The organism is Actinoplanes sp. NPDC021490 (genome assembly GCF_055562135.1).
The window spans coordinates 1-21191 of record NZ_JBVHFW010000013.1; the positions used below are offsets into that span (position 1 = coordinate 1).

The 21191-nt window shown below is 71.2% G+C and carries 21 protein-coding genes; 11 read left to right on the plus strand and 10 right to left on the minus strand.

What is annotated here, in order from left to right; all coding sequences use genetic code 11:
* Positions 1-1324: 1324 nt before the first annotated feature.
* Entirely contained in the window at positions 1325-1786 is a 462-nt protein-coding gene (locus ACZ3I4_RS30010) for a GNAT family N-acetyltransferase (RefSeq protein ID WP_465385388.1), read from the minus strand.
* 48 nt (positions 1787-1834) lie between these two features.
* Here ACZ3I4_RS30010 and ACZ3I4_RS30015 point away from each other — a divergent pair, with 48 nt between their 5' ends.
* The 3 genes from ACZ3I4_RS30015 to ACZ3I4_RS30025 all read left to right on the plus strand — a co-directional run bounded on the left by ACZ3I4_RS30015 (position 1835) and on the right by ACZ3I4_RS30025 (position 4328).
* Positions 1835-2386, plus strand: coding sequence for a hypothetical protein (locus ACZ3I4_RS30015; protein ID WP_465385389.1), 552 nt, complete (start codon positions 1835-1837; stop codon positions 2384-2386).
* Between the two features lie 168 nt (positions 2387-2554).
* Positions 2555-3424 carry a PAC2 family protein gene (locus ACZ3I4_RS30020; RefSeq protein ID WP_465385390.1) on the plus strand — a complete coding sequence of 290 codons (870 nt, stop codon included), beginning with the start codon at positions 2555-2557 and terminating at the stop codon, positions 3422-3424.
* Between the two features lie 109 nt (positions 3425-3533).
* On the plus strand, positions 3534-4328 hold the full coding sequence (locus tag ACZ3I4_RS30025; RefSeq protein ID WP_465385391.1) for a GntR family transcriptional regulator: 795 nt from the start codon (positions 3534-3536) through the stop codon (positions 4326-4328).
* 85 nt (positions 4329-4413) lie between these two features.
* On the opposite strand, the gene ACZ3I4_RS30030 is transcribed toward ACZ3I4_RS30025, so the two are convergent.
* The 6 genes from ACZ3I4_RS30030 to ACZ3I4_RS30055 form a co-directional block, all read right to left on the minus strand.
* Positions 4414-4698 carry a hypothetical protein gene (locus ACZ3I4_RS30030; RefSeq protein ID WP_465385392.1) on the minus strand — a complete coding sequence of 95 codons (285 nt, stop codon included), beginning with the start codon at positions 4696-4698 and terminating at the stop codon, positions 4414-4416.
* Positions 4699-4860: 162 nt separating this feature from the next.
* Complete coding sequence (gene mshC, locus ACZ3I4_RS30035; RefSeq protein WP_465385393.1) at positions 4861-6099, minus strand: cysteine--1-D-myo-inosityl 2-amino-2-deoxy-alpha-D-glucopyranoside ligase; 1239 nt, start codon at positions 6097-6099, stop codon at positions 4861-4863.
* Positions 6100-6151: 52 nt separating this feature from the next.
* On the minus strand, positions 6152-6967 hold the full coding sequence (locus ACZ3I4_RS30040; protein ID WP_465385394.1) for an SCO1664 family protein: 816 nt from the start codon (positions 6965-6967) through the stop codon (positions 6152-6154).
* The gene (locus ACZ3I4_RS30045) at positions 6964-7563 is read right to left on the minus strand and encodes a DUF3090 domain-containing protein (RefSeq protein WP_465385395.1); all 600 of its coding nucleotides are present in this window, start codon (positions 7561-7563) and stop codon (positions 6964-6966) included. Before ACZ3I4_RS30045 ends, ACZ3I4_RS30040 begins: the two co-directional genes overlap by 4 nt.
* A 110-nt stretch (positions 7564-7673) precedes the next feature.
* The gene (locus ACZ3I4_RS30050; RefSeq protein ID WP_465385396.1) at positions 7674-8357 is read right to left on the minus strand and encodes a histidine phosphatase family protein; all 684 of its coding nucleotides are present in this window, start codon (positions 8355-8357) and stop codon (positions 7674-7676) included.
* Complete coding sequence (locus ACZ3I4_RS30055; RefSeq protein ID WP_465385397.1) at positions 8357-9409, minus strand: LLM class F420-dependent oxidoreductase; 1053 nt, start codon at positions 9407-9409, stop codon at positions 8357-8359. Before ACZ3I4_RS30055 ends, ACZ3I4_RS30050 begins: the two co-directional genes overlap by 1 nt.
* Positions 9410-9519: 110 nt before the next feature.
* On the opposite strand from ACZ3I4_RS30055, the gene ACZ3I4_RS30060 reads away from it, so the two are divergent.
* The 5 genes from ACZ3I4_RS30060 to ACZ3I4_RS30080 all read left to right on the plus strand — a co-directional run bounded on the left by ACZ3I4_RS30060 (position 9520) and on the right by ACZ3I4_RS30080 (position 13932).
* Positions 9520-10515 carry an aldo/keto reductase gene (locus ACZ3I4_RS30060; protein ID WP_465385398.1) on the plus strand — a complete coding sequence of 332 codons (996 nt, stop codon included), beginning with the start codon at positions 9520-9522 and terminating at the stop codon, positions 10513-10515.
* A 1-nt stretch (position 10516) separates the two neighbouring features.
* A complete protein-coding gene (locus ACZ3I4_RS30065; protein WP_465385399.1) occupies positions 10517-11689 on the plus strand; it encodes a sensor histidine kinase in 1173 nt (390 codons plus the stop codon).
* Positions 11686-12327 (plus strand): response regulator transcription factor, encoded by a 642-nt coding sequence (locus ACZ3I4_RS30070; protein WP_465385400.1) that lies wholly within the window; start codon positions 11686-11688, stop codon positions 12325-12327. The genes ACZ3I4_RS30065 and ACZ3I4_RS30070 overlap by 4 nt, the downstream gene beginning before the upstream one ends.
* A 63-nt stretch (positions 12328-12390) precedes the next feature.
* Complete coding sequence (locus tag ACZ3I4_RS30075; RefSeq protein WP_465385401.1) at positions 12391-13488, plus strand: hypothetical protein; 1098 nt, start codon at positions 12391-12393, stop codon at positions 13486-13488.
* Between the two features lie 252 nt (positions 13489-13740).
* Positions 13741-13932: a DUF5703 family protein gene (locus ACZ3I4_RS30080; protein WP_267563659.1), complete on the plus strand. Its 192-nt coding sequence runs from the start codon at positions 13741-13743 to the stop codon at positions 13930-13932.
* Positions 13933-13978: 46 nt separating this feature from the next.
* Here ACZ3I4_RS30080 and ACZ3I4_RS30085 read toward each other — a convergent pair whose 3' ends face one another.
* Complete coding sequence (locus ACZ3I4_RS30085) at positions 13979-14653, minus strand: hypothetical protein (RefSeq protein ID WP_465385402.1); 675 nt, start codon at positions 14651-14653, stop codon at positions 13979-13981.
* Between the two features lie 22 nt (positions 14654-14675).
* On the minus strand, positions 14676-15983 hold the full coding sequence (locus tag ACZ3I4_RS30090) for a M20/M25/M40 family metallo-hydrolase (RefSeq protein WP_465385403.1): 1308 nt from the start codon (positions 15981-15983) through the stop codon (positions 14676-14678).
* Between the two features lie 77 nt (positions 15984-16060).
* On the opposite strand from ACZ3I4_RS30090, the gene ACZ3I4_RS30095 reads away from it, so the two are divergent.
* Together ACZ3I4_RS30095 and ACZ3I4_RS30100 are read left to right on the plus strand one after the other, a co-directional pair.
* Positions 16061-16639 (plus strand): hemerythrin domain-containing protein, encoded by a 579-nt coding sequence (locus ACZ3I4_RS30095; RefSeq protein WP_465385635.1) that lies wholly within the window; start codon positions 16061-16063, stop codon positions 16637-16639.
* A 100-nt stretch (positions 16640-16739) separates the two neighbouring features.
* On the plus strand, positions 16740-17729 hold the full coding sequence (locus tag ACZ3I4_RS30100) for a LysR family transcriptional regulator (protein WP_465385404.1): 990 nt from the start codon (positions 16740-16742) through the stop codon (positions 17727-17729).
* A gap of 41 nt (positions 17730-17770) precedes the next feature.
* Here ACZ3I4_RS30100 and ACZ3I4_RS30105 read toward each other — a convergent pair whose 3' ends face one another.
* A complete protein-coding gene (locus ACZ3I4_RS30105; RefSeq protein WP_465385405.1) occupies positions 17771-20314 on the minus strand; it encodes an ATP-dependent Clp protease ATP-binding subunit in 2544 nt (847 codons plus the stop codon).
* Between the two features lie 131 nt (positions 20315-20445).
* Between ACZ3I4_RS30105 and ACZ3I4_RS30110 the strand changes: the two genes are divergently transcribed.
* Positions 20446-20826: a hypothetical protein gene (locus ACZ3I4_RS30110; RefSeq protein ID WP_465385406.1), complete on the plus strand. Its 381-nt coding sequence runs from the start codon at positions 20446-20448 to the stop codon at positions 20824-20826.
* Positions 20827-21191 lie beyond the last annotated feature (365 nt).

A 21191-nucleotide genomic window follows, 5' to 3' on the forward strand; every position in this document is an offset into this window, starting at 1 on the left:
CCGCGAAATCTTCACCCACATCCACACCGCACTACGACAACACGGACTACTCACCACACCACAGTTATCCACAACTTGACTCACAGGAGCTTCAGGCACCCCGCCCAAGATCTCCCAATCCTCCTAAAATGGCTGAGGGCGGGGGTCCCCCGGTTGGGGTGGGCCCTGTTTTCGAGGGGTTGCCTGCCTGCGGGATCCGCCTGACGTGCGCGGGCCCCTGACGTGCGCGGGCGCCTGACGTACCCGGGGCCCATGCCGTACGAGGGGCGCATGCCGTACGAGGGCCGCATGCCGTACGTGGGCCGCATGCCGTACGCGGGGCGCATGCCGTACGAGGGCCGCATGCCTGCGAGGTCCGCCTGCCGTGCCCGGGGGCGTCTGACGTGCGAGGACTGCCAGCCATGCGCGCGGCGCGCTTGCCGTGAGGACCGCCTGCCGTACGAGGACCGCCTGCCGTGCGAGGTCCGCCTGGCGTGCCGGGGCATCTGACGTGCCGGGGCGTCTGACGTGCGAGGACTGCCTGCCATGCGCGGGGGCGCTTGCCGCGCGAGGACTGCCTGCCATGCGCGGGGGCGCTTGCCGCGCGAGGACCGCCTACCGTGCGAGGTCCGCCTGCCGTGCCGGGGCGTCTGACGTGCGAGGACTGCCTGCCATGCGCGGGTGCGCTTGCCGCGCGAGGACAGCCTGCCGTACGAGGACCGCCTACCGTACGAAATCCGTTGCCGTGCGCGGGCCGCATGCCTGCGAGGACTACCTGCTATGCGCCTGATTGCCGGCCCGCCCAGAAGTTATGGGAGTGCTTGGCGTGGGCGCCGGGGTGACGCGCATCCCGAGGTGACTGGGCGCGCGGGCTATCTAGTCGGCCGGCTGAGGTTGTATGTGGCCCGACTGCGGGGCCGGCATGAGTGCGCATGTGGGATGCGGCCACTACCCAACGACCTTGAGCGCTCGGGGATTGCCTCCTTGCGCGGGGCCTGCGGAGTGACCTGCTCCAGGCAGGACCTTTAGGCGCCTAAATCCTGGCGACTTACGCAGATGCGCCGGGCGTTGATCGCCTCCTGCTGTTGACGCAACTCCGGCACTTTGGTTACGGAGCGTGCTGGTAGGCGAGCAGACGTTCCGGGAGTGGATTTGCGTCACCCGCTATCGACTGCGCTTGGCGTTACGTCACGCAGCGTGATTGTCCATTGGGGTACGGCGGAAGATTGCCGGGGACTTCGGATCCGCGCTGACCGCGGCGAGCCCACCAGGGACTCCTCGGGGGTCGTCGCACCCCAGAACTGGTTCGGCCGCTGAACGCCTCGAAGGACCCGGGCGCCGACGGTCAGAGGACGTTGTCCATGACGGTTACCTCGGGTATGGCGGTGAAGCCGATCCTCGCGTAGAGCTCGATCGCCCGGATGTTGGTCGACTCGGTCTGCAGGGAGAGCCGGTGGGCGCCGCTCGCGGTGGCGTCGTCGGTTACGGCCTCGAGCAGGGCTCGGGCCAAGCCGCGGCGGCGGGCGGCGGGGCGGACGTAGAGGTCGCGGACCAGCCATGCCGTGCGCAGGGTCAGGGCGGCCGGCACGGCGGCGACCGTGCAGATTCCGTCTACGCTCGTGCCGGTCTGGTCGGTGCTGGTTGCCACGTAGACGCGGGCGCGGGCGGCGTCCACCTGGTCGCGCAGCCAGGCTGCGGCCGCCTCGGGGGCGGGATTTGCGCCGTAGTGCTGGCGGTACTCGTCCAGGAGCCGGGCGGCGCTGTCCCAAGTTGCGGGGTCGTCGTCGGCCAGCCGGGTCACGGTCACCTACCCATAATCACCCCTATCTCGCTGTAAAGCGGGCATAATTCCATCGTGGCGCACATCGACGAGGTGCTCGGACCGGATGACGACACGGTCACCTTTCTGCAGTCCCGAGCCATGGTGTACGTCACGATGCTGTGGGTCATCGCGGCCGTGTGGGCCACGACTCTGGTGCTCTTCGTCATGCTTCGGCTGGCGCTGGGCGACACCCCGACCGCCGGGGACATCGTGCTCTACTGCGAGCTGGCTCTTGTCGTCCCGGTCGTGACGGCTGCCCTGGTGCTGCTGGTGGCCTGGAACCGGCTGGGCTGGCTGCACAGTTCGATGCGAGGGCTCGACTTCGCCGCCACCGGACGCCGGCCTGTGCACATTCCGTGGGCGGGCATCCAGGAGGTGTCCTTGCGCTATCGCGGGCCCTTCACGGAACTCCTCATCACCCCGGTCGACGCCGACTTCGTCGAGCCGGGCTCGGGACCCGGTCGTGCGCCCCGGATGCGCCGCCGCGCGGGCCGGACGGCCTACCTCGTCGACGTGGGCCTGATGTCGCCGGCCCCTGACGTGCTGCTGGCCGAACTGCACCGGCGACTGCCGACCAAAGTCTGACGCTCAAACAGCCGCCGGAGCCGCGAACCCCTCGGGGGTTTGCGGTAGGCGACGAGGCGTACGGGATGATGGTTTTTGTTGGTTTTGTGGGTTTATGCGGTCGGCGGCGTGAGCGGAGCGCGGCGCGGCCGCCGGGTGGTGTGGTCGGGGTGAACGTAGGCTGTCAGCATGACTGAGTTCGACGGCCTCCCGCTGCTCCGATCCCCCGTGGCCATCGCCGCCTTCGAGGGCTGGAACGATGCAGCGGACGCATCGACCGCGGCCGTGGAACACCTCGAGCAGGTGTGGCAGGCCCGGGAGATCACCACCATCGACCCGGAGGATTTCTACGACTTCCAGGTCAGCCGGCCGACGATCACGATGGCCGAGGGTGAGACTCGCAAGATCGAGTGGCCGACCACCCGGTTCACGGTGGCCAGCCCGCCGGGATCGGACCGCGACGTCGTGCTGATCCGCGGCATCGAGCCGAGCATGCGCTGGCGCACGTTCTGCGAGCAGGTTCTCGAGTTGTGCCACAGCCTCGAGGTCAACCGCATCGTGCTGCTGGGCGCCCTGCTCGCCGACGTGCCCTACACGCGCCCGCTGCCGATCAGCGGCTCGGCGTCCGACCGTGAGGCCGGCGAGAAGTACAACGTGGTCCCGACCCGCTACGACGGCCCGACCGGCATCGTCGGGGTGCTGCAGGAGGCGGCCGGGCGCGCCGACCTCGACGCGCTGTCGTTCTGGGTGCACGTGCCGCACTACGCGAACAACCCGCCCTGCCCCAAGGCAACGCTGGCCCTGCTGAGCCGGCTCGAGGACGTGCTCGACCTGCCGGTGCCGCTGGCCGACCTGGCCGAGGAGGCCGACGAGTGGGAGAAGCGCGTGCGGGCCGCGGCCGAGCAGGACGCCGAGCTGGGCGAATATGTGCGCGAGCTCGAGGAGCGCGTGGGTGACGAGGGCATTCAGCCGCTGACCGGGGACGAGATCGCCAGCGAGTTCGAGAAGTATCTGCGGCGGCGGGGCGGGTCGGCCGGTCCGACAGCCGGATCCTGGTAGCCACGTATCGAGAAGCCCGGTCCCCAAGGGGCCGGGCTTCTGCGTGTCGCAACCCGGAACGTCACACCGCCTGGGGCATCCTAGGAACCTAGGTGAGAGGAGGCCGACGATGACGATCAATCCGGGGGCGGCCGAGTTCCCGCATCGGCAGATCGCCGCCCAGCTGCGCGAACGCATCCGCCGCGGTGACTGGCAGCCCGGGGAGCGCCTGCCGTCCATTCCGGCGATGGCCGAGATGTTCGGGGTCGCCAAGCAGACCGTTCAGCGCACCGTCGACCAGCTCCGGGTCGAGGGCATTCTGATCACAAAACCGGGTTCCGGTACGTACGTCCGCGGCACCCGCCGCCGCCTGAACCGGCTGTCCCGCGGCCGTTACGGGGCGCACCGGGGCTATCACGCCGATCTCGCCGCCCGCTATCGCCAGCAACTGGTTTCCGTACGCCGTGAGCCCGCCCCGCCCGAGGTGGCCGACGCGTTCGGCGTCCGCGACGGCACGGAGATGCTGGCCCGGCGGCACCTGGTGAAGACCGACGAGGCCACGGTCGAGCTGGGCGCCTCCTGGTTCCGGGTGACCGACGTCAGCGGCACCTCGCTGGAACGGGCGGAGGCGTTCGGCCGGCCGCTCTATCAGGAGGCCGAGGAGGTGCTGGGCAAGCGTTACGCCTCGGCCACCGACACGATCACCGCCCGCCAGCCGAGCCGTGACGAGGCCGAGATCCTGCAGATTCGGCCGGACACCCCGGTTCTGCATCTGCTGCACGTGGCCTTCGACGAGACCCGCAAACCGATCGAGGTGGCCCAGGCGACGTGGCCGGGCCCGATGACGACGCTGACCGAGGAATACAAGATCCCGGCGCCGGCCCCGTCCGCGCCGGACACGGACCCGGGGCTGGCACTGGCCTGAAAACGGAAGACCCGAGGGGCCGGCGGCTCCTCGGGTCGACTGATCACGGGAGGGCTGGGGAACAGCCCTCCCGCGGCTACGGCACTCAGAAAATGTCGATGCCGATGCTGTTGCCGTTCAGGATGCCGTTGTTCACGGTGTAGCTGTAACGGTCGCCGCCGCCGAAGAAGTCGTAGCCGCCACCGTGACGGTGGTGGTGACGACGGTGGTGGTGGCTGTAGCCGTAGTAGTCGTCCTCGTCGCACCAGTAGTGGGAGGACGTCGACTTGGCGCCATCGTGGGCGACGGCGGCCTGGGCGGGGCCAGCGAGGGCGAGGCTCGCACCCGAGGCCAGCAGGAGACCGGCGAGGTACATGACCGGACGACGCATGATAATTACCCTTTCGGAAGAAAGTAGGACTTCCCAAAGTCTGGACCTTCGGCCCAACAAATGCGTCGTTTTCCGGCTAAGCCCATCCAATTCGGTCGTAAACTCTAGAACCCGTCCGTAACCTTTCGGCAGCAATTAGGGTCGCCCGTGGCACGGTCTGTGTCAGAGCCGGATTCCCAGCAGGGCGTCGACCGTGCGGGCCATGAGCGCCGGAGCCTGATCGTCGTCGCCCGCGTTCGACAGGGCCGCCTCGGCCCACGCGTCGACGACGGCCAGAGCCGAGGGCGAATCCAGGTCGTTGTGCAGGGCTTCCCGTACGGCCGAGAGCAGCCCCTCGCCCGAGGGCCCGGCCGGAGCGGCGGCGGCCGAACGCCAGCGGGACAGACGCTCCTCCCCCACCTTGAGCACGTCGTCGGTCCACTCGCGGTCGCTGCGGTAGTGCCCCGACAGCAACCCGAGGCGTACGGCCATCGGGTCGACGCCGTCGCCGCGCAGCCGGGACACGAAGACCAGGTTGCCCTTCGACTTCGACATCTTCTCGCCCTCGAGCCCGATCATGCCGGCGTGCACGTAGTGCGAGGCGAACGGCGCCCGGCCGGTCAGCGTCTCGGCGTGCGCGGCCGAGCACTCGTGATGCGGGTAGAGCAGGTCGCTGCCGCCGCCCTGCACGTCGATCGTCTCGCCCAGGCGGCCCAGGGCGATCGTCGCGCACTCGATGTGCCAGCCGGGACGGCCGGGGCCGAGGTCGCCACCGTCCCACGCGGGCTCGCCGTCGCGGGCGCCGCGCCACAGCAGCGGGTCGAGCGGGTCGCGCTTGCCCTCGCGGTCGGGGTCGCCGCCGCGCTCGGCCGAGAGCACCCGCATCTCGTCGCGGGACAGGTTCGACTCGTAGCCGAAGCGCGGAGCGGCCGCGATCGAGTAGTAGACGTCGCCGGTGCCGTCGTCGAGGGTGTACGCGGCGCCGGCCGCGATCAGCTCGCGGACGTGCTCGACGATCGCCGGGATCGACTCGACCGCGCCGACGTAGTGCGCCGGCGGGATGATGCGCAGCGCCTCCATGTCCTCGCGGAACAGGGCGGTCTCGCGCATGGCCAGCACGATCCAGTCCTCGCCGTCGCGGGCGGCCCGCTCGAGCAGCGGGTCGTCGATGTCGGTGACGTTCTGCACGTAGTTGACGTCGTGGCCGGCGTCGCGCCAGAGCCGGTTGACGAGATCGAACGAGATCATGGTGGCCGCGTGACCGAGGTGGGTCGCGTCGTACGGCGTGATGCCACAGACATACATGGTGGCGGTGGAACCGGGTGAGCTGTCGGCGACCTCGCGTCGGGCGGAGTCGAAGAGGCGCGGCGGCAGCGCCGTTCCCGGCAGGGTCGGCACGTCGTGCCCGGTCCAAGCGTCCATGGTCAGACCCTATCCAGGACCGGTCAGAGAAACCCCGGAGGCGTGGGCAAAACTACACCGGCGGCCAGGGGATGGCCGGCCAGTCCTGCGGCGGATCGGGGAACCGGGCGGACCGCAGCAGGCGCCGGGCCCGCAGCCGGATGTGCTGCACCTCGGTGATCGTCAGGTGGTCTTCCAGGGCCTCGCCCAGCGACGCGTCCAGCCGGGCCAGCAGGTCCTTCAGGACGTCGGTGGCCTCGGGCATCAGCGGCTTGCCGGTCCAGCCCCACAGCACCGTACGCAGCTTGTTCTCCACGTGGAAGCTGACACCGTGGTCGACGCCGTGCACCGAGCCGGTCGCCGGGTAGAGCACGTGCCCGCCCTTGCGGTCGGCGTTGTTGATGACCGCGTCGAAGACGGCCAGCCGGGCCAGCCGGGGGTCGTCGGCGTGGGCCAGCGCGTACGCCTCCCCGTCCTCGTCGCGAGCGTTGGCCACCGGCAGCCAGCCCTCGGGCACGTCCCACGCCGGCACGAACCCGATCAGTGACTCGGCCGTCTCGGGCTCGTCGATCCACAGCTGCAGGGCGCCCGCCCCGAGCGGCCCGTCGCGCAGGATCGTCGGCGGCACCAGATCCCAGCCGGTCGCCCGGGAGACCAGATAGGCCGACACCTCACGCCCGGCCAGCGTGCCGTCCGGGAAGTCCCACAGCGGGCGCTCGCCCTGCACGGGTTTGTAGACGCAGCGGCGGGTGAGCCCGTCGAGCGTGATCTCGGCCCGCAGCGTGGTGTTGGACGCGTCGACCAGCCGGCCCTCGATCTCGAGCCGGCCGCGGGTCAGCAGGTCGAGGGCGTCGGCCTCGGCCAGCGCCGAAGCGGGCTCGGTGGTCACCGGTGGTAGCCGTTGTGCCGGGGGCAGAGATGACCGGCCGGGTCGAGCGGCTGGCCGCAGAGCGGGCACGGCGGCCGGCCGGCGGCCACGACGCGCCGGGCGCGGTCGATGAACGCGCGGGTCGCCTCGGGGGTCAGCCGCACCCGGAGGCGGTCGAGGTCGTCGTCGGGCTCGTCATCGTCGTCGGGCTCGTCGTCATCGTCGGTGACGGCGGGCTCGTCGTCGCCCAGCTCGATCTCGACCTCGGCCTCACCGGCCTCGATCGCCTCGATCACCACGGTGCTCGTGTCGACGTCGAAGGCCAGGCCGAGCGTGCCGACCCGGAACTCCTCGTCGACGGGGGTGTCGAGCGGCTCGTTGTCGTGCGTGGCCAGCACCGGCGCCTCGGGCAGCGAGACACCGAAGCGCTTGTTGGCCTCGACGAGCAGTTCCTCGAGCTTTTCGGCGAGCAGCGACACCTGGACCTTCTCCAGCGCGACGCTGACCACCCGGCCGCCGCCGCGTGCCTGGAGGAAGAAAGTCCGCTCGCCCGGCTCGCCCACCGTCCCGGCGACGAACCGCTCCGGCGGCTCGAACGAATGCACCTGGTGGGTCATGCCGACAACCCTATCCACGACGGCACGGGCCCGCGCATCCCGACCGGTCCGGGTTCGCCGAGGGCGCAACGCACACCCACCAGCCGTAACACACCCGTCACACAGAGCAGTCAGACCCCGGCGCCGGCGCCTCCGCCCACGGCCGCGTCCGAGCGGGCGCCGTCCTGCGACGGCGGCGGGATCAGGGACGCCAGGTCGGACGTGTCGTTCAGGCGTACGAGGAAAGGCCTGGTCGGCGTGTAGCGGATGACGCTGATCGAGGCCGGGTCGGCCACGATGCGCTGGAACTGGTCGAGGTGCAGGCCCATGGCGTCGGCCACGATGGCCTTGATCACATCGCCGTGGCTGCACGCGAGCCACAGCGCGTCGGCCCCGTGCGACGCCGTGATCTGCTCGTCCCAGCGGCGGATGGTGGCCACCGCGCGGGCCGACATCGCGGCCATCGCCTCGCCGTTGGGGAAGACCGCGGCACTCGGGTGCTGCTGCACGACCGGCCAGAGCGGTTCCTTGGCCAGCTCCTTGAGCGGGCGGCCCTCCCAGTCGCCGTAGCCGCATTCGGTCAGGCCCTCGTCGGTCACCGCGGACGCGCCGGGCAGGGCCAGCTCGACGGTGGTCCGGCAGCGGATCAGCGGGCTCGTCACCACCGCGGCCAGCGGGAGCGGGCGCAACCGCTCGCCGGCCCGCGCCGCCTGGGCCCGCCCGGTGTCGTCGAGCTCCACGGGGCGGCGGCCGGCCAGCTCGCCGGTGGCGTTGGCCGTCGTCCGCCCGTGCCGGAGCAGCAGAACGGTGGCCACTACTCGGCCACGCCGGATTCTTCGTACGCCTCGGCGACGATCCGCAGCGTGTCCAGCCCGCTCTTCAGGTCGCCCACGTACGGGCTGATCGACAGCGTGCCGACCCCGGCCGCCGCGTACTGCCTGATCCGCTCCTTGATCTGGATCTTGTTGCCGAGGATCGAGGTGCGCTCGATGAACTCCTGCGGCACGGCCTCGGCCGCCTCCGCCTTCTTGCCGCTGAGATACAGGTCCTGCACCTTGGCCGCGGCGTCGGCGTAGCCCATGCGCACGGCCAGCTGGTTGTAGAAGTTCTGCTCGCGGCTGCCCATGCCGCCGACGTAGAGCGACGCGTAGGGCCGGATGACGTCGGCGCACCAGGCCACGTTGTCGCCCACGACCACCGGCACGCTGGGCGCCACGTCGAAGCCGGTCAGCCCGAGGCCCGACTTGGCCCGGCCGCGCTCGATGTGCTGCAGATATTCCCCGGCGGCGTCGGGCGCGAAGAAGATGGCCAGCCACCCGTCGGCGATCTCGCCCGCCAGCTCCAGGTTCTTGGGGCCGACGGCGGCCAGATAGATCGGGACGGCCTCGCGCGGCGGGTGGAAGCCCAGCCGCAACGCCTTGCCGGGACCGCCGGGCAGCGGCAGCGTGTGGTGCTCACCCTGATAGGACACCGGCTTCCGGGCGATCGCCATCTTGACGATCTCGACGTACTCCCGGGTGCGGGACAGGGGCTTGGCGAAACGCACGCCGTGCCAGCCCTCGGAGACCTGCGGGCCGGACACGCCCAGACCCAGCCGGAACCGCCCGCCGGAGAGTGTGTCGATCGTCGCCGCGGTCATGGCCGTCATCGCCGGGGTGCGGGCCGGGATCTGCATCACCGCGGCGCCGAGGTCGATCCGCTGGGTCTGGCCGGCGATCCAGGCCAGCATGCTGACCGTGTCCGACCCGTACGCCTCGGCCGCCCACACGACCGCATAACCCAGCCGATCGGCCTCCTGCGCCATCGCCAAGTGATCGGCGGGCGTGGTCCATGCCGCCTGATAGCCGAGATTGAGTCCGAGCCGCACGTTCTGCCTCCCAGGTACGCCGTCCACCGAAGCCTACTGACCCCCGCGACAGGCAAAGGGCGTGCGCCCGGAGGATTTCGCTCTTGACAATCTCTGAATAAGGTTCACTCATGCTGCAACGACCGCTCGGCCGTAGCGGGCTCGCGGTTTCGCGGCTCGGTCTCGGCACCATGACCTGGGGCCGCGACACCGACCCCGACGACGCGGCGGCGCAGCTCAAGCTCTTCCTCGAGGCCGGCGGCACGCTTCTGGACACCGCCGATGTGTACGGCGACGGCGATGCCGAGTCGGTGATCGGCTCGCTGCTCGACCACCTGGTGCCGCGCGACGAGGTGGTGATCGCCACCAAGGCCGGGCTGACGCCGCACGGATACCGCCGCCGCGACGGCTCGCGCGGGCACCTGTTGCGCTCGCTCGACACCTCGCTGCGCCGGCTCGGCACCGACTACGTCGACCTGTGGCAGGTGCACGGCAACGACCCGATGACCCCGCTCGACGAGACCCTGGCCGCCCTCGACCACGCCGTGAACAGCGGGCGGGTGCGTTACGTGGGCGTCTCCAACTTCGCGGCCTGGCAGACCGCCCGGGCCGCGACCTGGCAGACGGCGTACCCGGGACGGGCCCCGATCGTGGCCGCCCAGATGGAGTACTCGTTGCTCGAGCGCGGCATCGAACGGGAGCTGCTGCCCGCCTCGCAGGCCCTCGGCTTCGGCGTGCTGGCCTGGTCGCCGCTGGGCCGCGGCGTGCTGACCGGCAAATACCGCAACGGCCGCCCGCTCGACTCGCGGGCCGCCACCGAGCATCTCGCGCCGTTCGTGCAGACCTATCTCGAGCCGCGCAGCTCCAGCATCGTGCAGGCGGTGGCCACCGCGGCGGCCGGGCTGGGCGTCTCCCCGATCGAGGTGGCGCTGGCCTGGGTCCGCGACCGCCCGGGCGTGGCCGCCCCGATCCTCGGCGCCCGCACGGCCGGGCAGTTGCAGGGCGCGCTGCTGAGCGAGGAGCTGACCCTGCCCGGCGAGATCGCGAACGCGCTCGACGACGTGTCGGCGATCGACGTCGGCTATCCCGAACGCGAAGGGGTCGGCTACCCGGACGGCGAGGGCTGACTTGTTCCGCCCGCTGATCCGCGCCAAGACGTACCGGCGCGGGGTGTTCCTCCTGCTGGGCGCGGTCATCCTCCTCCCGTACGTCCTGATCGCCGTGCTTCTGGCCCAGGCGATCGCGGTCAGCGGGGACAACGTGGCCGGCGCCTTCGTCACCGCCGCCGTCGCGCTGGTCGTGGCCGTCATCCCGCCGTTCCTGGGCGGCACCCGCGAACTGGAGATCACCGCGGCCCGCGGCCTGCTCGGCTCCGACCTGCCCGACCACGAGCGCGGCCGCCCGCTGGTCCGCGAGGCCCGGCTCCGCTCGGCCCTGTGGTTCGGCCTGCACCTGCTGAGCGGCGCGGTGGTGGCCGTGCTGCTGCTGATCGCCATCCCGCTGGCCCTGCTGGCCTTCACAGAGCGGCTCGGCCTGACCGACGGCGCGCTGATCGGCACCGACGTCGGCCCGCTGCGCGCCGGGAACCTGTGGGGCTGGACCGCCGCGGGCGTGCTGCTGCTGATCGGCTCGGTCTATGTCACGGCCGGGCTGGGCTCGCTGGCCGCGACCATGGCCCCGGTGCTGCTCGGGCCGTCGGCCGCCGACCGGGTGGCCGCCCTCGAGGCCCGCGAGCGGCAGCTGGCCGAACGCAACCGGCTCGCCCGCGACCTGCACGACTCGGTCGGTCACGCCCTCACCGCGGTCACCCTGCAGGCGGGCGCGGCCCGGACGGTCTTCGACAGCGACCCGGCCTTCGCCCGGCGCGCCCTCGGATCCATCGAGGACCTCGGCCGCAACGCCTTGGAGGAACTGGACGCCGTGCTCGGGCTGCTGCGGGAGGACCCCGGCGGACCGACCCTGGCCGACCTCGACCGGCTGCTCACCGGCGAGGTCGACGCCCGGGTGGACGATGTGGACGTGCCGCCGGGAATCTCGCACGAGGCGTTCCGGATCGTGCAGGAGAGCCTGACGAACGCGGCCAAACACGGGTCGGGCCGGGCGACGCTGCGCATCACCGCCCCCGGCGACCTGCTCATCGAGGTCACCAATCCGGTCGGGTCGACCCGGGCCACGAGCGGGGGCCGGGGCCTGGCGGGCATGCGGGAACGCGTACGGCTGCTCGGGGGTGCTCTGACGGCCGGGGCGCAGGACGGGACGTGGCGGGTGGCCGCCCGGCTGCCGAGGGGGGACGACCGGTGATCCGGGTGCTGATCGTGGACGACGACGACCTGATCCGGGCCGGGCTGGCCGCGGTCCTCAACGCCGCCGGGGACATCACCGTGGTGGGCGAGGCGACCGATGGTGATCAGGCGGTCCCGCAGGCTTCCCGGCTCGCTCCGGAGGTGGTGCTGATGGACGTGCGGATGCCCCGCATCGACGGCATCCAGGCCACCCGCCTGCTGCTGGAGCGTCTGGCCGACCCGCCCCGGGTGCTCGTGCTGACCACCTTCGAGAACGACGATTACGTGTACGAGGCCCTGGCGGCCGGGGCGAGCGGCTTCCTGCTCAAGCGGGCACGACCGGAACGGATCGCCGAGGCGGTGCGGCTGGTGGCCCGCGGCGACTCGCTGCTGTTCCCCGAGGCCGTACGCCGCCTGGCCGCGGCCCACCACCGTCCGTCGGCCGGCCGCCTGCCCGGGGCGCCGCTGACCGAACGCGAGGCCGAGGTGCTGGCCCTGATGGCCGAGGGCCTGTCCAACGCCGAGATCGCCGGTCGTCTGGTGCTCGGCGTCGAGACGATCAAGTCGCATGTCGGCAGCATCCTGGGCAAGCTCGGGGTCCGCGACCGCACCCAGGCCGTCGTCGCCGCGTACCGGTCGGGGTTCATCTCCCCCTGACGAGGGAGCCGGTTCCCCCGCCGCCGGGATCCGGCCGGGCCCGGGGGCCGACATCGTCGGGGTATGACAACTGAGAATCCGAGGAACAGGGCACAGAAACTGGCGGCCGGATGGGCCGCCCTCTACGGCACCGTCGCGCTGGTCTGGACCGTTACCGGCAGCGGCTTTCCCTACGGGCCGCACGCCGACAACTCCCAGACCAGCCCGCTGCGCGCCGTCGGCCCGGACGCCGGCGCGCCCGTCTTCGCCGGGGTCCTGCTGCTCGCGGCCGTGGCCCTGCTGTTCATGAGCGGCCGCCGGTCCGCGCCCCGGCCGGTTCGGGTCGCGCTCCTGGCCTACGTCGGGACGGTCGCCGCGGCCCTGCTGGTGGTCGTGCCCGACACCCGCCTGCTGACCCTGCTGGGCTACACGCCGATCCTGATCGTCGGTCTGCCGTTCGGCTGGCCCCCGGTCGACTACTCCACCGTCTTCACCTGGACCCTGGCCAACCAGGCGTTCGCCGTGGCCGGCGGCGTGCTGCTGGCCCGGGCCGCGGTGCGCTGGCACTTCGGCACGTCCGGCGCGTGCGAGGACTGCGGCCGCGACGACCGGGCCGCGAGCTGGACGTCCCGCGACTCCGCCGCGGTGTGGGGCCGCCGCGTGACGTACGTGGCGGCGGCGATCCCCGTGCTCTACGCCCTGACCCGGTTCGCCTGGGCGCTCGGCATCCCGCTCGGCCTGACCACCAGCGCCCTCGACGACCTGCGGGACAGCGGCGCCGTCTGGGCCGGCGTCGGTCTGGGCTCGTTCGCGGTGGCCGGCGCGATCCTCACGCTGGGCCTGGTGCAGCGCTGGGGCGAGATCTTCCCGCGCTGGATGCCCGGCCTGGCCGGCAAGCGGGTGCCGATCCGCCTGGCCACCGTCCCGGCCACCCTGGTGTCGATCTTCGTGATGTCGGCCTCGGTGGCCTTCTACGCCGACCCGGTCTTCTTCGACAAGCTCACCAGCGACACCATGGCCGTCGCCCCCATGCTGGCCTGGCCGATCTGGTCGCTGACCCTGGCCGCGGCCACCCTCGCCTACTACCTCCGCCGCCGCCCGTCCTGCCCCGACTGCGGCCGCGGCCACGCCGCCGCGGGACTGGCGTCCGGGCAGGAAACGGGAGCGGTGGAAAGCCGTTGACCCGACCGGCGACAAAGGCGCCCCACCCGGACAGAGGGGTGGGGCGCTTCGTAACTGAGGGGGAGGCCGGACTTGTCGCCCTGATCACGGATGGTCCTGGACCGCTGCCGGAGCCTTCGTGCCCGGACGCAGTTTGACCAGCACAAGTCCTGTGACAGCCGCGCCAACGTGCACTTCTTGAACTGGCTCGGAGCGAGTTAGCGCAGGTCGCGGTTCTTGTCGGTGCCCGGCGGTTGGCGCATATTAGTTCGCATGGACTACGAATACGCGCCGCTGCGGTTGCCCTCGAATGTCGATCGGTTGACCGCCGCGGCGCAGCTCGCCATTCAGGCGGAGTTCTCGGGGTGGGAGCTGGCCCGCGTCCAGCTCTTCCGGGACGGCACCCGCAAGGTGATGCTCCGCCGCCGCATTCAGCCCAGCCCGCAGCCGGGGCTGAGCTACTGAAAAGGGCCCGTCCGGGTGGACGGGCCCTTTCGGTCACAACCGAAGATCAGTGCTGGTGGCCGGCGTGGTCGTGCTCGTCCTCGTCGGGCAGGAACGGGTGCTCGTCCAGGCGGCCGACCAGCAGGTCGCCCTCCTTGGGGGCGAACGGGCCCTCGCCGTCGGAGTCCTCGAACTCGTCGAGGTCGAGCGGCGCGGCGATCTCGCTGACGGTCAGCAGGCCGTCGAGCGGCTCCAGCTCGGGCACGTCCAGCGACGAGAGCGAACCGTCGCCGGCCTGCAGCAGCTCGAGCACGGCCTCGCCGACGCTCTCGACCGGGCCCGCGTCCTCGTCCTCGGGGACGGACTGACGGCGGGCGTCCTCGGCCCGGCGCAGCAGGGCGGACACGCTGGGCACCCGGTAGTCACGGCGCTGGCGCACCGAGAGCACCTGCGGGTACGGGTCGGTGGAGTCGCCCGGCTCGAAGCCGTTGACGCCCAGGCCGAAACGCTGGTCGGCCTCGTTCGGGTCGATCGACTCGACGTCCCACGGCGTGACTTCCCCGTACGCGTCGAGCAGCTTCTCGTCGTACGCGAAGGAAGCGTTGTTCAAATCGACGTAGGCCTGCCACACGCCGTCGTCGTCGACACGGCCCTCGGCCGCCTTGACCGCCGCGAGGTGCGCCCGGGAGGCCTCGATCACTCGCTCGAGGGCGGCGTCGAGATCGGCGTTCTGGTCGGTCATCGGTTTGGATCCTTCCAACAGGTCAGCTGTTCCGGAGCAGACGGTCGAGCACACGCACGCCGAACTTTAGTCCTTCGACCGGGACGCGCTCGTCGATGCCGTGGAACAGGGAGGCGAAGTTCAGGTCGGCGGGAAGCCGCAACGGGGCGAACCCGAAGCAACGGATGCCGAGCGTCGAGAAGGCCTTCGCGTCCGTGCCCCCGGACATCAGGTACGGCACAGTACGCGCCCCGGGATCCTCCGCGCGCAGCGCCGCCCCCATCGCGTCGACCAGCTCACCGCCGAACTCGGTCTCGACGGCCGGCTGCTGGTGAACGTGCTCGATCTCCACGTCGGGCCCGATCAGCTCGCGCAGCTCGGACAGGAACCGGTCGGCCTCACCCGGCAGCGTGCGGCAGTCGATCGTCGCCGACGCCCGGCCCGGGATGACGTTGTCCTTGTAACCGGCCTCGAGACGGGTGGGGTTGGCGGTGTTGCGGATCGTCGCGCCGATCAGGTTGGCGATCGGGCCGAGCTTGGCGATCGCCAACTCCGGGTTGTCCGGGTCGATGTCGATCTGCAGCGCGTCGCCGACCTGGTCCAGGAACGCCCGGACGGTCGGGGTGAGCACGGTCGGGAAACGGTGCCGGCCGACCCGGGCCACGGCCTCGGACAGGCTCGTGACCGCGTTGTCGTCGTGGATGAACGAGCCGTGGCCGGGGCGGCCGGTGGCGTGCAGGCGCAGCCAGTCGAGGCCCTTCTCGGCGGTCTGCACCAGATAGAGGCGCAGGTCGTCGTTCACCGTGTACGAATACCCGCCGACCTCGCCGATCGCCTCGGTGCACCCGTCGAACAGGTCGCGGTGGTTCTGCACCAGCCACTGCGAGCCATACTCCATGCCGGCCTCTTCGTCGGCCGTGTAGGCGAGCACGATGTCACGCGGGGGCACGTATCCCGTACGGGACCAGTCGCGGACGACGGCGAGCATCATCGCGTCGAAGTCCTTCATGTCGATCGCGCCGCGGCCCCACAGGTAGCCGCCCTTCTCCTCGCCCGAGAAGGGATCGACCGACCATTCGCTCGCGTCGGCCGGGACGACGTCGAGGTGGCCGTGCACGAGCAGCGCCCCGCGGCTGCGGTCGGCGCCGGGGATGCGGGCGACCAGGTTGGCCCGTTTCGGAGCCGACTCGTGCAGCTCGACCTCGATGCCGGCCTCGCCCAGCTTCTCGCCGACGTATTCGGCGGCGGCCCGCTCACCGACCGTGGTGCGCGGGTCGCCCGTGTTGGTGGTGTCGATGCGCAGCAGGTCGCGGCAGATGCCCACGACCTCGTCGGCAGCGGTGGTCTCCATTTGACCTTCTTACCAGCACGTTGTGAGGGAGGTTTGATCGGAGCCGACCCGGGGGTACCAAGCGCGCCGTGTCTTCCCTGAATCTTCCCCCGCTTCCGCCGCTGGGTGGCGAGACGACCGGGCGCAACGTCGTCGACGTGATCACCGAGGAGCACCGCGAGCTGCTCGAGCTGTGCGACCGGCTGAGCGCCGACCCCGCGGACAAGCGCCTGGCCGGTGTCGTGGTGGCCGAGCTGTCCCGGCATCTGAGCGCCGAGGAGCAATACCTCTATCCCGCCGTACGCCGCACCGTGCCCGGCGGCGAGGAACTGGCCGACCGCGAGCTGGCCGAGGACCGCCAGCTGTTGGTCACTCTGCAGCAACTCCAGAAGCAGCTCTCGGCCGAGACCATTCAGAACGTCGCCGAGGCCGTACGCCGCCACGTGGCCGCCGACGCCGAGGAGCTGCTGCCCGTCCTTGTGCAAATGGTGCCGATCGAGGATCTGATCCGCGTCGGCAACCGGTTCGAAACGGCCGAGGAGGCCGCGCCGACCCGTCCGCATCCGGGCACGCCGTCGACGCCGCCCTGGAACAAGGTGGTCGACCCGGCCGTCGCCGTCCTGGACAAATTGCGCGATGCTGTGACCGGCCGGACGACGTACGCGAAGGATTTGTAGGTAATTCACCAGATTCGTTAACCTATTTGTCACATGTGGGGGATCTTTCGATCGTCCGTAGGTCTAGCCTTCGATGTCCTCGTGGTCCTAACGTCACGTTATGAACCTGGAGCTGCGTCATCTCAAGGTGGTCTGCGCCATCGCGGAGACAGGCAGCGTGACCAAGGCGGCCTCGCAACTCGGACTGGCCCAGCCGGCCCTGACCGCGCAGCTGCAGCGCATCGAACGCACTCTGGGCGGCCCCCTGTTCGAGCGGGACCGTCGCGGCGCCCGGCCCACGGCACTCGGCGAGCTGGTTCTCGCCCGCGCCCGGGTGCTGCTCCCGGCGATGAAGGGCCTGCAGGACGAGGCAGCCCGGCTGGCCGGCGCCACCGGGGTCGGCACGATGAGCCGCTACCGGATCGGGGCACTGGGCGGCCCGATCATCGGCGGCATGGTGTCCCGGCTGGCTCAGGCCCAGCCCGATGCCCAGATCACCACCCACGCGTCGTACTACGTCGACGACCTGGCCAACATGGTGCTGGCCGGCAAGCTCGACTACGCGCAGGTCGGGGTCTGCGGCGACGCGTTCCCCTCGGCCGACTACGGCCTGGTCTGGCAGACCATCGCCATCGACGGCATCTGCGCGCTGATGCCCGAGGACCATCCGGGCAGCAAGGGCACCGACGTCGACCTGGCCGAGCTGGCCTCGGAGTCGTGGGTGGCGGCCACCGGCGACGGCTGCTTCGGGGACTGTTTCGCGGCGGCGTGCGCCCGGGCCGGTTTCACGCCGCGGCGCATGCTCGAGAGCGACGTCCGCGGGTGCATCGACATGGTCGAGTCGGGCATGGCGCTCGCCCTCTGCCAGGGCACCTTCCGGCCGCCGGCCGGGCTGACCTCGCGCCCGCTACGCGGGGCCCCGCTGCGGTGGCGTCTCGTGCTCGGCTGGCATCCGGATTCGCAGGCGGCCAACAGCGCGCCCAAGCTGATGGACATGGCCCAGGAGGCTTACCAGGAGGTCGTGGGGCGCAACCCCGAGTTCGTCGACTGGATGGCCGACTATCCGCAGCTGGGCGCGGTCGGCGGGCTGGCCGCCGCGGCCGAGAAATGACAAAGGGCCCGGCCTGAGCCGGGCCCTTCCTCATCGGCACGTCAGACCTTGGCGGGCGAGTTCGCCTCGAAGGTCAGCGCCCCGTCGGCCACGTCCACCTTGACCGTCTGGCCGGGAGCCAGGTCGGCCGCCAGCAGCATGGTCGACAGCCGGTTGTCCAGCTCGCGCTGGATCACCCGGCGCAGCGGGCGGGCGCCGAACTCGGGCTGGAAGCCCTTCTCGGCCAGCCAGTCGACCGCCGCGGTGGTGATCTCCAGGGTGACGTTCTGGTTGTGCAGGCGGCGCCGCGTCTCGTTCAGCATCAGCTCGGTGATCTGGCGCACCTGCTCCTGCTCCAGCTGCCGGAAGACGATGATCTCGTCGATCCGGTTGATGAACTCGGGCCGCAGCTGCTCCTTGAGCCGCCGGTCGAGCCGGTCCCGCAGCTCCTCGTCGGGCGAGCCGCCGCCGGCCGCACCGAACCCGACGCTGCGACGGGTGCCGTTGATCAGGTCGGAGCCCAGGTTGCTGGTCATGATCAGCACGGTGTTCTTGAAGCTGACCGTGCGGCCCTGGCTGTCGGTCAGGCGCCCGTCGTCGAGCACCTGCAGCAGGATGTTGAACACGTCCGGGTGGGCCTTCTCGATCTCGTCGAGCAGCACCACGCTGTACGGGCGGCGGCGAACCGCCTCGGTCAGCTGCCCGGCCTCGTCGTAGCCGACGTAGCCGGGAGGCGCCCCGACCAGCCGCGACACGGTGTGCCGCTCCTGGAACTCGCTCATGTCGAGCCGGATCATCCGGTCCGAGTCGCCGAACAGCGCGTCGGCCAGCGAACGGGCCAGCTCGGTCTTGCCGACGCCGGTCGGGCCGAGGAACAGGAAGCTGCCCACCGGCCGGTCCGGGTCGCCCAGTCCGGCCCGCGACCGGCGGACCGCCTCGGCGACGGCCGCGACCGCGTCGTCCTGGCCGACCACCCGCTCGTGCAGGTGCCCCTCGAGGCGCAGCAGGCGCTCCCGCTCCTCCTCGGTGAGCTGCGAGACCGGGATGCCGGTGGCCCGCGACACGACCTCGGCGATGTCGGCCTCGGTCACCTGGGGCACGCCGTCCTCGGCGGTGACGCCCCGCTCGATCTCGGACTTCAGCTGGTTGATCTCGTCGCGCAGCGCCGACGCCTTCTCGTAGTTCTCCGCCGCCACGGCCTGGTCACGGTCGCGGGACAGCTCGTCGAGCCGGCGCTCCCGTTCCCGTACGCCCGCGTCCGGGGTCTTCACCCGCAGCCGCACCCGCGCGCCGGCCTGGTCGATCAGGTCGATCGCCTTGTCCGGCAGGAACCGGTCGGTGATGTAGCGGTCGGACAGCTCGGCCGCGGCGTCCAGCGCCTCGTCGGTGATCCGCACCTGGTGGTGCGCCTCGTAGTTGTCCCGGAGACCGCGCAGGATCTGCACGGTGTCCTCGACCGACGGCTCGCCGACCAGCACCGGCTGGAAACGCCGGGCCAGGGCCGCGTCCTTCTCGATGTGCTTGCGATATTCGTCGAGCGTGGTCGCGCCGACCACCCGCAGCTGACCGCGGGCCAGGGCCGGCTTGAGCATGTTGCTCGCGTCCATGCCGCCACCGTCGCCCCCGCCGCCACCGGCGCCGACCAGGGTGTGGATCTCGTCGAGGAAGACGATCAGGCCCTCCCCCTCGTTCTGGATCTCGTCGATGACCTTGCGCAGGCGCTCCTCGAAGTCGCCGCGGTAGCGGGTGCCCGCGACCAGACCGGCCAGGTCGAGCTGGATGACCCGCTTGTTCTCCAGGGTCAGCGGCACGTCGCCGTCCACAATGCGCTGGGCCAGGCCCTCGACGATCGCGGTCTTGCCGACGCCGGCCTCACCGATCAGCACCGGGTTGTTCTTGGTGCGCCGGGACAGGATCTCGACGGCCTGCTCGATCTCGTCGGCCCGGCCGATCACCGGGTCGATCTCGCCGCGCCGGGCCATCTCGGTCAGGTCCACGCCGAACTGCTCGAGGGTCGGGGTGTTGGGGTTGCTGGGGTTGCCGCCGCGGTTGCCGGGACCGCCCCGGCCCTGACCGGGCTCGGGAGCGCCCTGCTGCTGCAGCGCCTGGGGGTCGAGCTTGCCGGCCAGCAGACGACCGGCCGCCGAGTCGGGGTTGAGGCCGAGCGCCATCAGGATGTGCTCGGGGCCCACGTACGAGGAGCCCAGCGCCCGCGAGATCTGCAGGCTGTCGAGCAGCGCGCGCTTCGCGGCGGGGGTCAGCGCGACCTGCGCCGGCATCTCTTCGCGCACCCCGGCCGGGCGGCCCAGGGCGGACAGCAGCGACTCGGGGTCGGCGCCCGCGCGGCGCACGGTCTGCTTCATCGGCTCCTGCTGGAGGACCGCCCACAGCAGGTGGTCGGTGTCCAGGTCGGCGACCGGACGATCCGGATCGGCAAGCTCGGCCGCGCGGCGGGCGGCCGCGGAGAGAACCTCACGCGCGTCGCCACTCATGTACTTCGTGATGTCGATGCGCGCCGAGCGGCGCGGGTCCGCCGCACCGAAGAAGCGCGCGAAGAAGTCGTCCCACTGGCCGGGACCAGTCGGTCCCATCGGTCCGATGCTCATCCGTCTTCTCTCTTCTTTGCGTGTCAGTCGTGCGAGCGGGCATACCCACTACACACGCCCCGTATCAGCGCCGTGGCCGGTCCAGCCATTCCCGGATTTCGAAGAAAGTTGACTCGGGTAGGCTCAACTTCATGACCGTACCTCTCGTGATCGTCGACGGGGCCAACGTCGTCGGTTCCGTACCCGACGGGTGGTGGCGTGATCGGGCCGGAGCGGCCGTCCGGCTGCGCGACGCGCTCGCCCCGGTGCTCACCGACGGGCTGCCCGATCTGCCCGGCCCGGTGGAGTTGACGCTGGTCGTGGAGGGTCAGGCCAAGCACACCGAGCAGTCCGGCAACGGCGTGACCGTGGTCAGTGCGGCCGGCTCGGGCGACGACACCATTGCCGATCTCGTACGTCGTGAGGCCGGCGACCGGCGCATCGTGGTGATCACCGCGGACCGGGGACTGCGTGATCGGGTGACGGTCCACGGGGCCGAAGTGAGGGGTCCCTCCAGCGTCCCGCGCCGTTAGGATGTGAGCGTGATCGCCCGCTCGGAAGCCCGCTTCGCGAGCTGGATCACGCCCTCGTTGCCCCTCTATGGCGACGATCACGAGCGCCGCGACTTCGCGCCGTCGGCATCCCCCACTGTGATGCCGGCCTGGACGCCCCCGCCGCTCTGGCCCCCGTGGGCCCTCCAGCACGGCTGACCTTCCCGCGAGGCTCTCTCTCGTCGTCGCTGCGCCAGGGCCGGCACGTGTCCCCCGGTGTGCCGACGACCGAGCGCCTCGGTCCCGCTGCGAGCCGCGCCGATCAACCGCGCCGATCAACCGCTGATCTTGGTGTAGCGCCATCCCTAACCCCCACCCACCCGGGGCAGGGAACGGACCCTACGCCC

Bases quoted from the DNA above. Each gene is read 5' to 3' on its own strand.
- ACZ3I4_RS30020 (WP_465385390.1), top strand. From the start codon at position 2,555: ATGACTGAGTTCGACGGCCTCCCGCTGCTCCGATCCCCCGTGGCCATC.
- ACZ3I4_RS30025 (WP_465385391.1), top strand. From the start codon at position 3,534: ATGACGATCAATCCGGGGGCGGCCGAGTTCCCGCATCGGCAGATCGCC.
- ACZ3I4_RS30030 (WP_465385392.1), bottom strand. From the start codon at position 4,698: ATGCGTCGTCCGGTCATGTACCTCGCCGGTCTCCTGCTGGCCTCGGGT.
- mshC (WP_465385393.1), bottom strand. From the start codon at position 6,099: ATGGACGCTTGGACCGGGCACGACGTGCCGACCCTGCCGGGAACGGCG.
- ACZ3I4_RS30045 (WP_465385395.1), bottom strand. From the start codon at position 7,563: ATGACCCACCAGGTGCATTCGTTCGAGCCGCCGGAGCGGTTCGTCGCC.
- ACZ3I4_RS30060 (WP_465385398.1), top strand. From the start codon at position 9,520: ATGCTGCAACGACCGCTCGGCCGTAGCGGGCTCGCGGTTTCGCGGCTC.
- ACZ3I4_RS30075 (WP_465385401.1), top strand. From the start codon at position 12,391: ATGACAACTGAGAATCCGAGGAACAGGGCACAGAAACTGGCGGCCGGA.
- ACZ3I4_RS30080 (WP_267563659.1), top strand. From the start codon at position 13,741: ATGGACTACGAATACGCGCCGCTGCGGTTGCCCTCGAATGTCGATCGG.
- ACZ3I4_RS30085 (WP_465385402.1), bottom strand. From the start codon at position 14,653: ATGACCGACCAGAACGCCGATCTCGACGCCGCCCTCGAGCGAGTGATC.
- ACZ3I4_RS30090 (WP_465385403.1), bottom strand. From the start codon at position 15,983: ATGGAGACCACCGCTGCCGACGAGGTCGTGGGCATCTGCCGCGACCTG.
- ACZ3I4_RS30100 (WP_465385404.1), top strand. From the start codon at position 16,740: ATGAACCTGGAGCTGCGTCATCTCAAGGTGGTCTGCGCCATCGCGGAG.
- ACZ3I4_RS30105 (WP_465385405.1), bottom strand. From the start codon at position 20,314: ATGAGCATCGGACCGATGGGACCGACTGGTCCCGGCCAGTGGGACGAC.
- ACZ3I4_RS30110 (WP_465385406.1), top strand. From the start codon at position 20,446: ATGACCGTACCTCTCGTGATCGTCGACGGGGCCAACGTCGTCGGTTCC.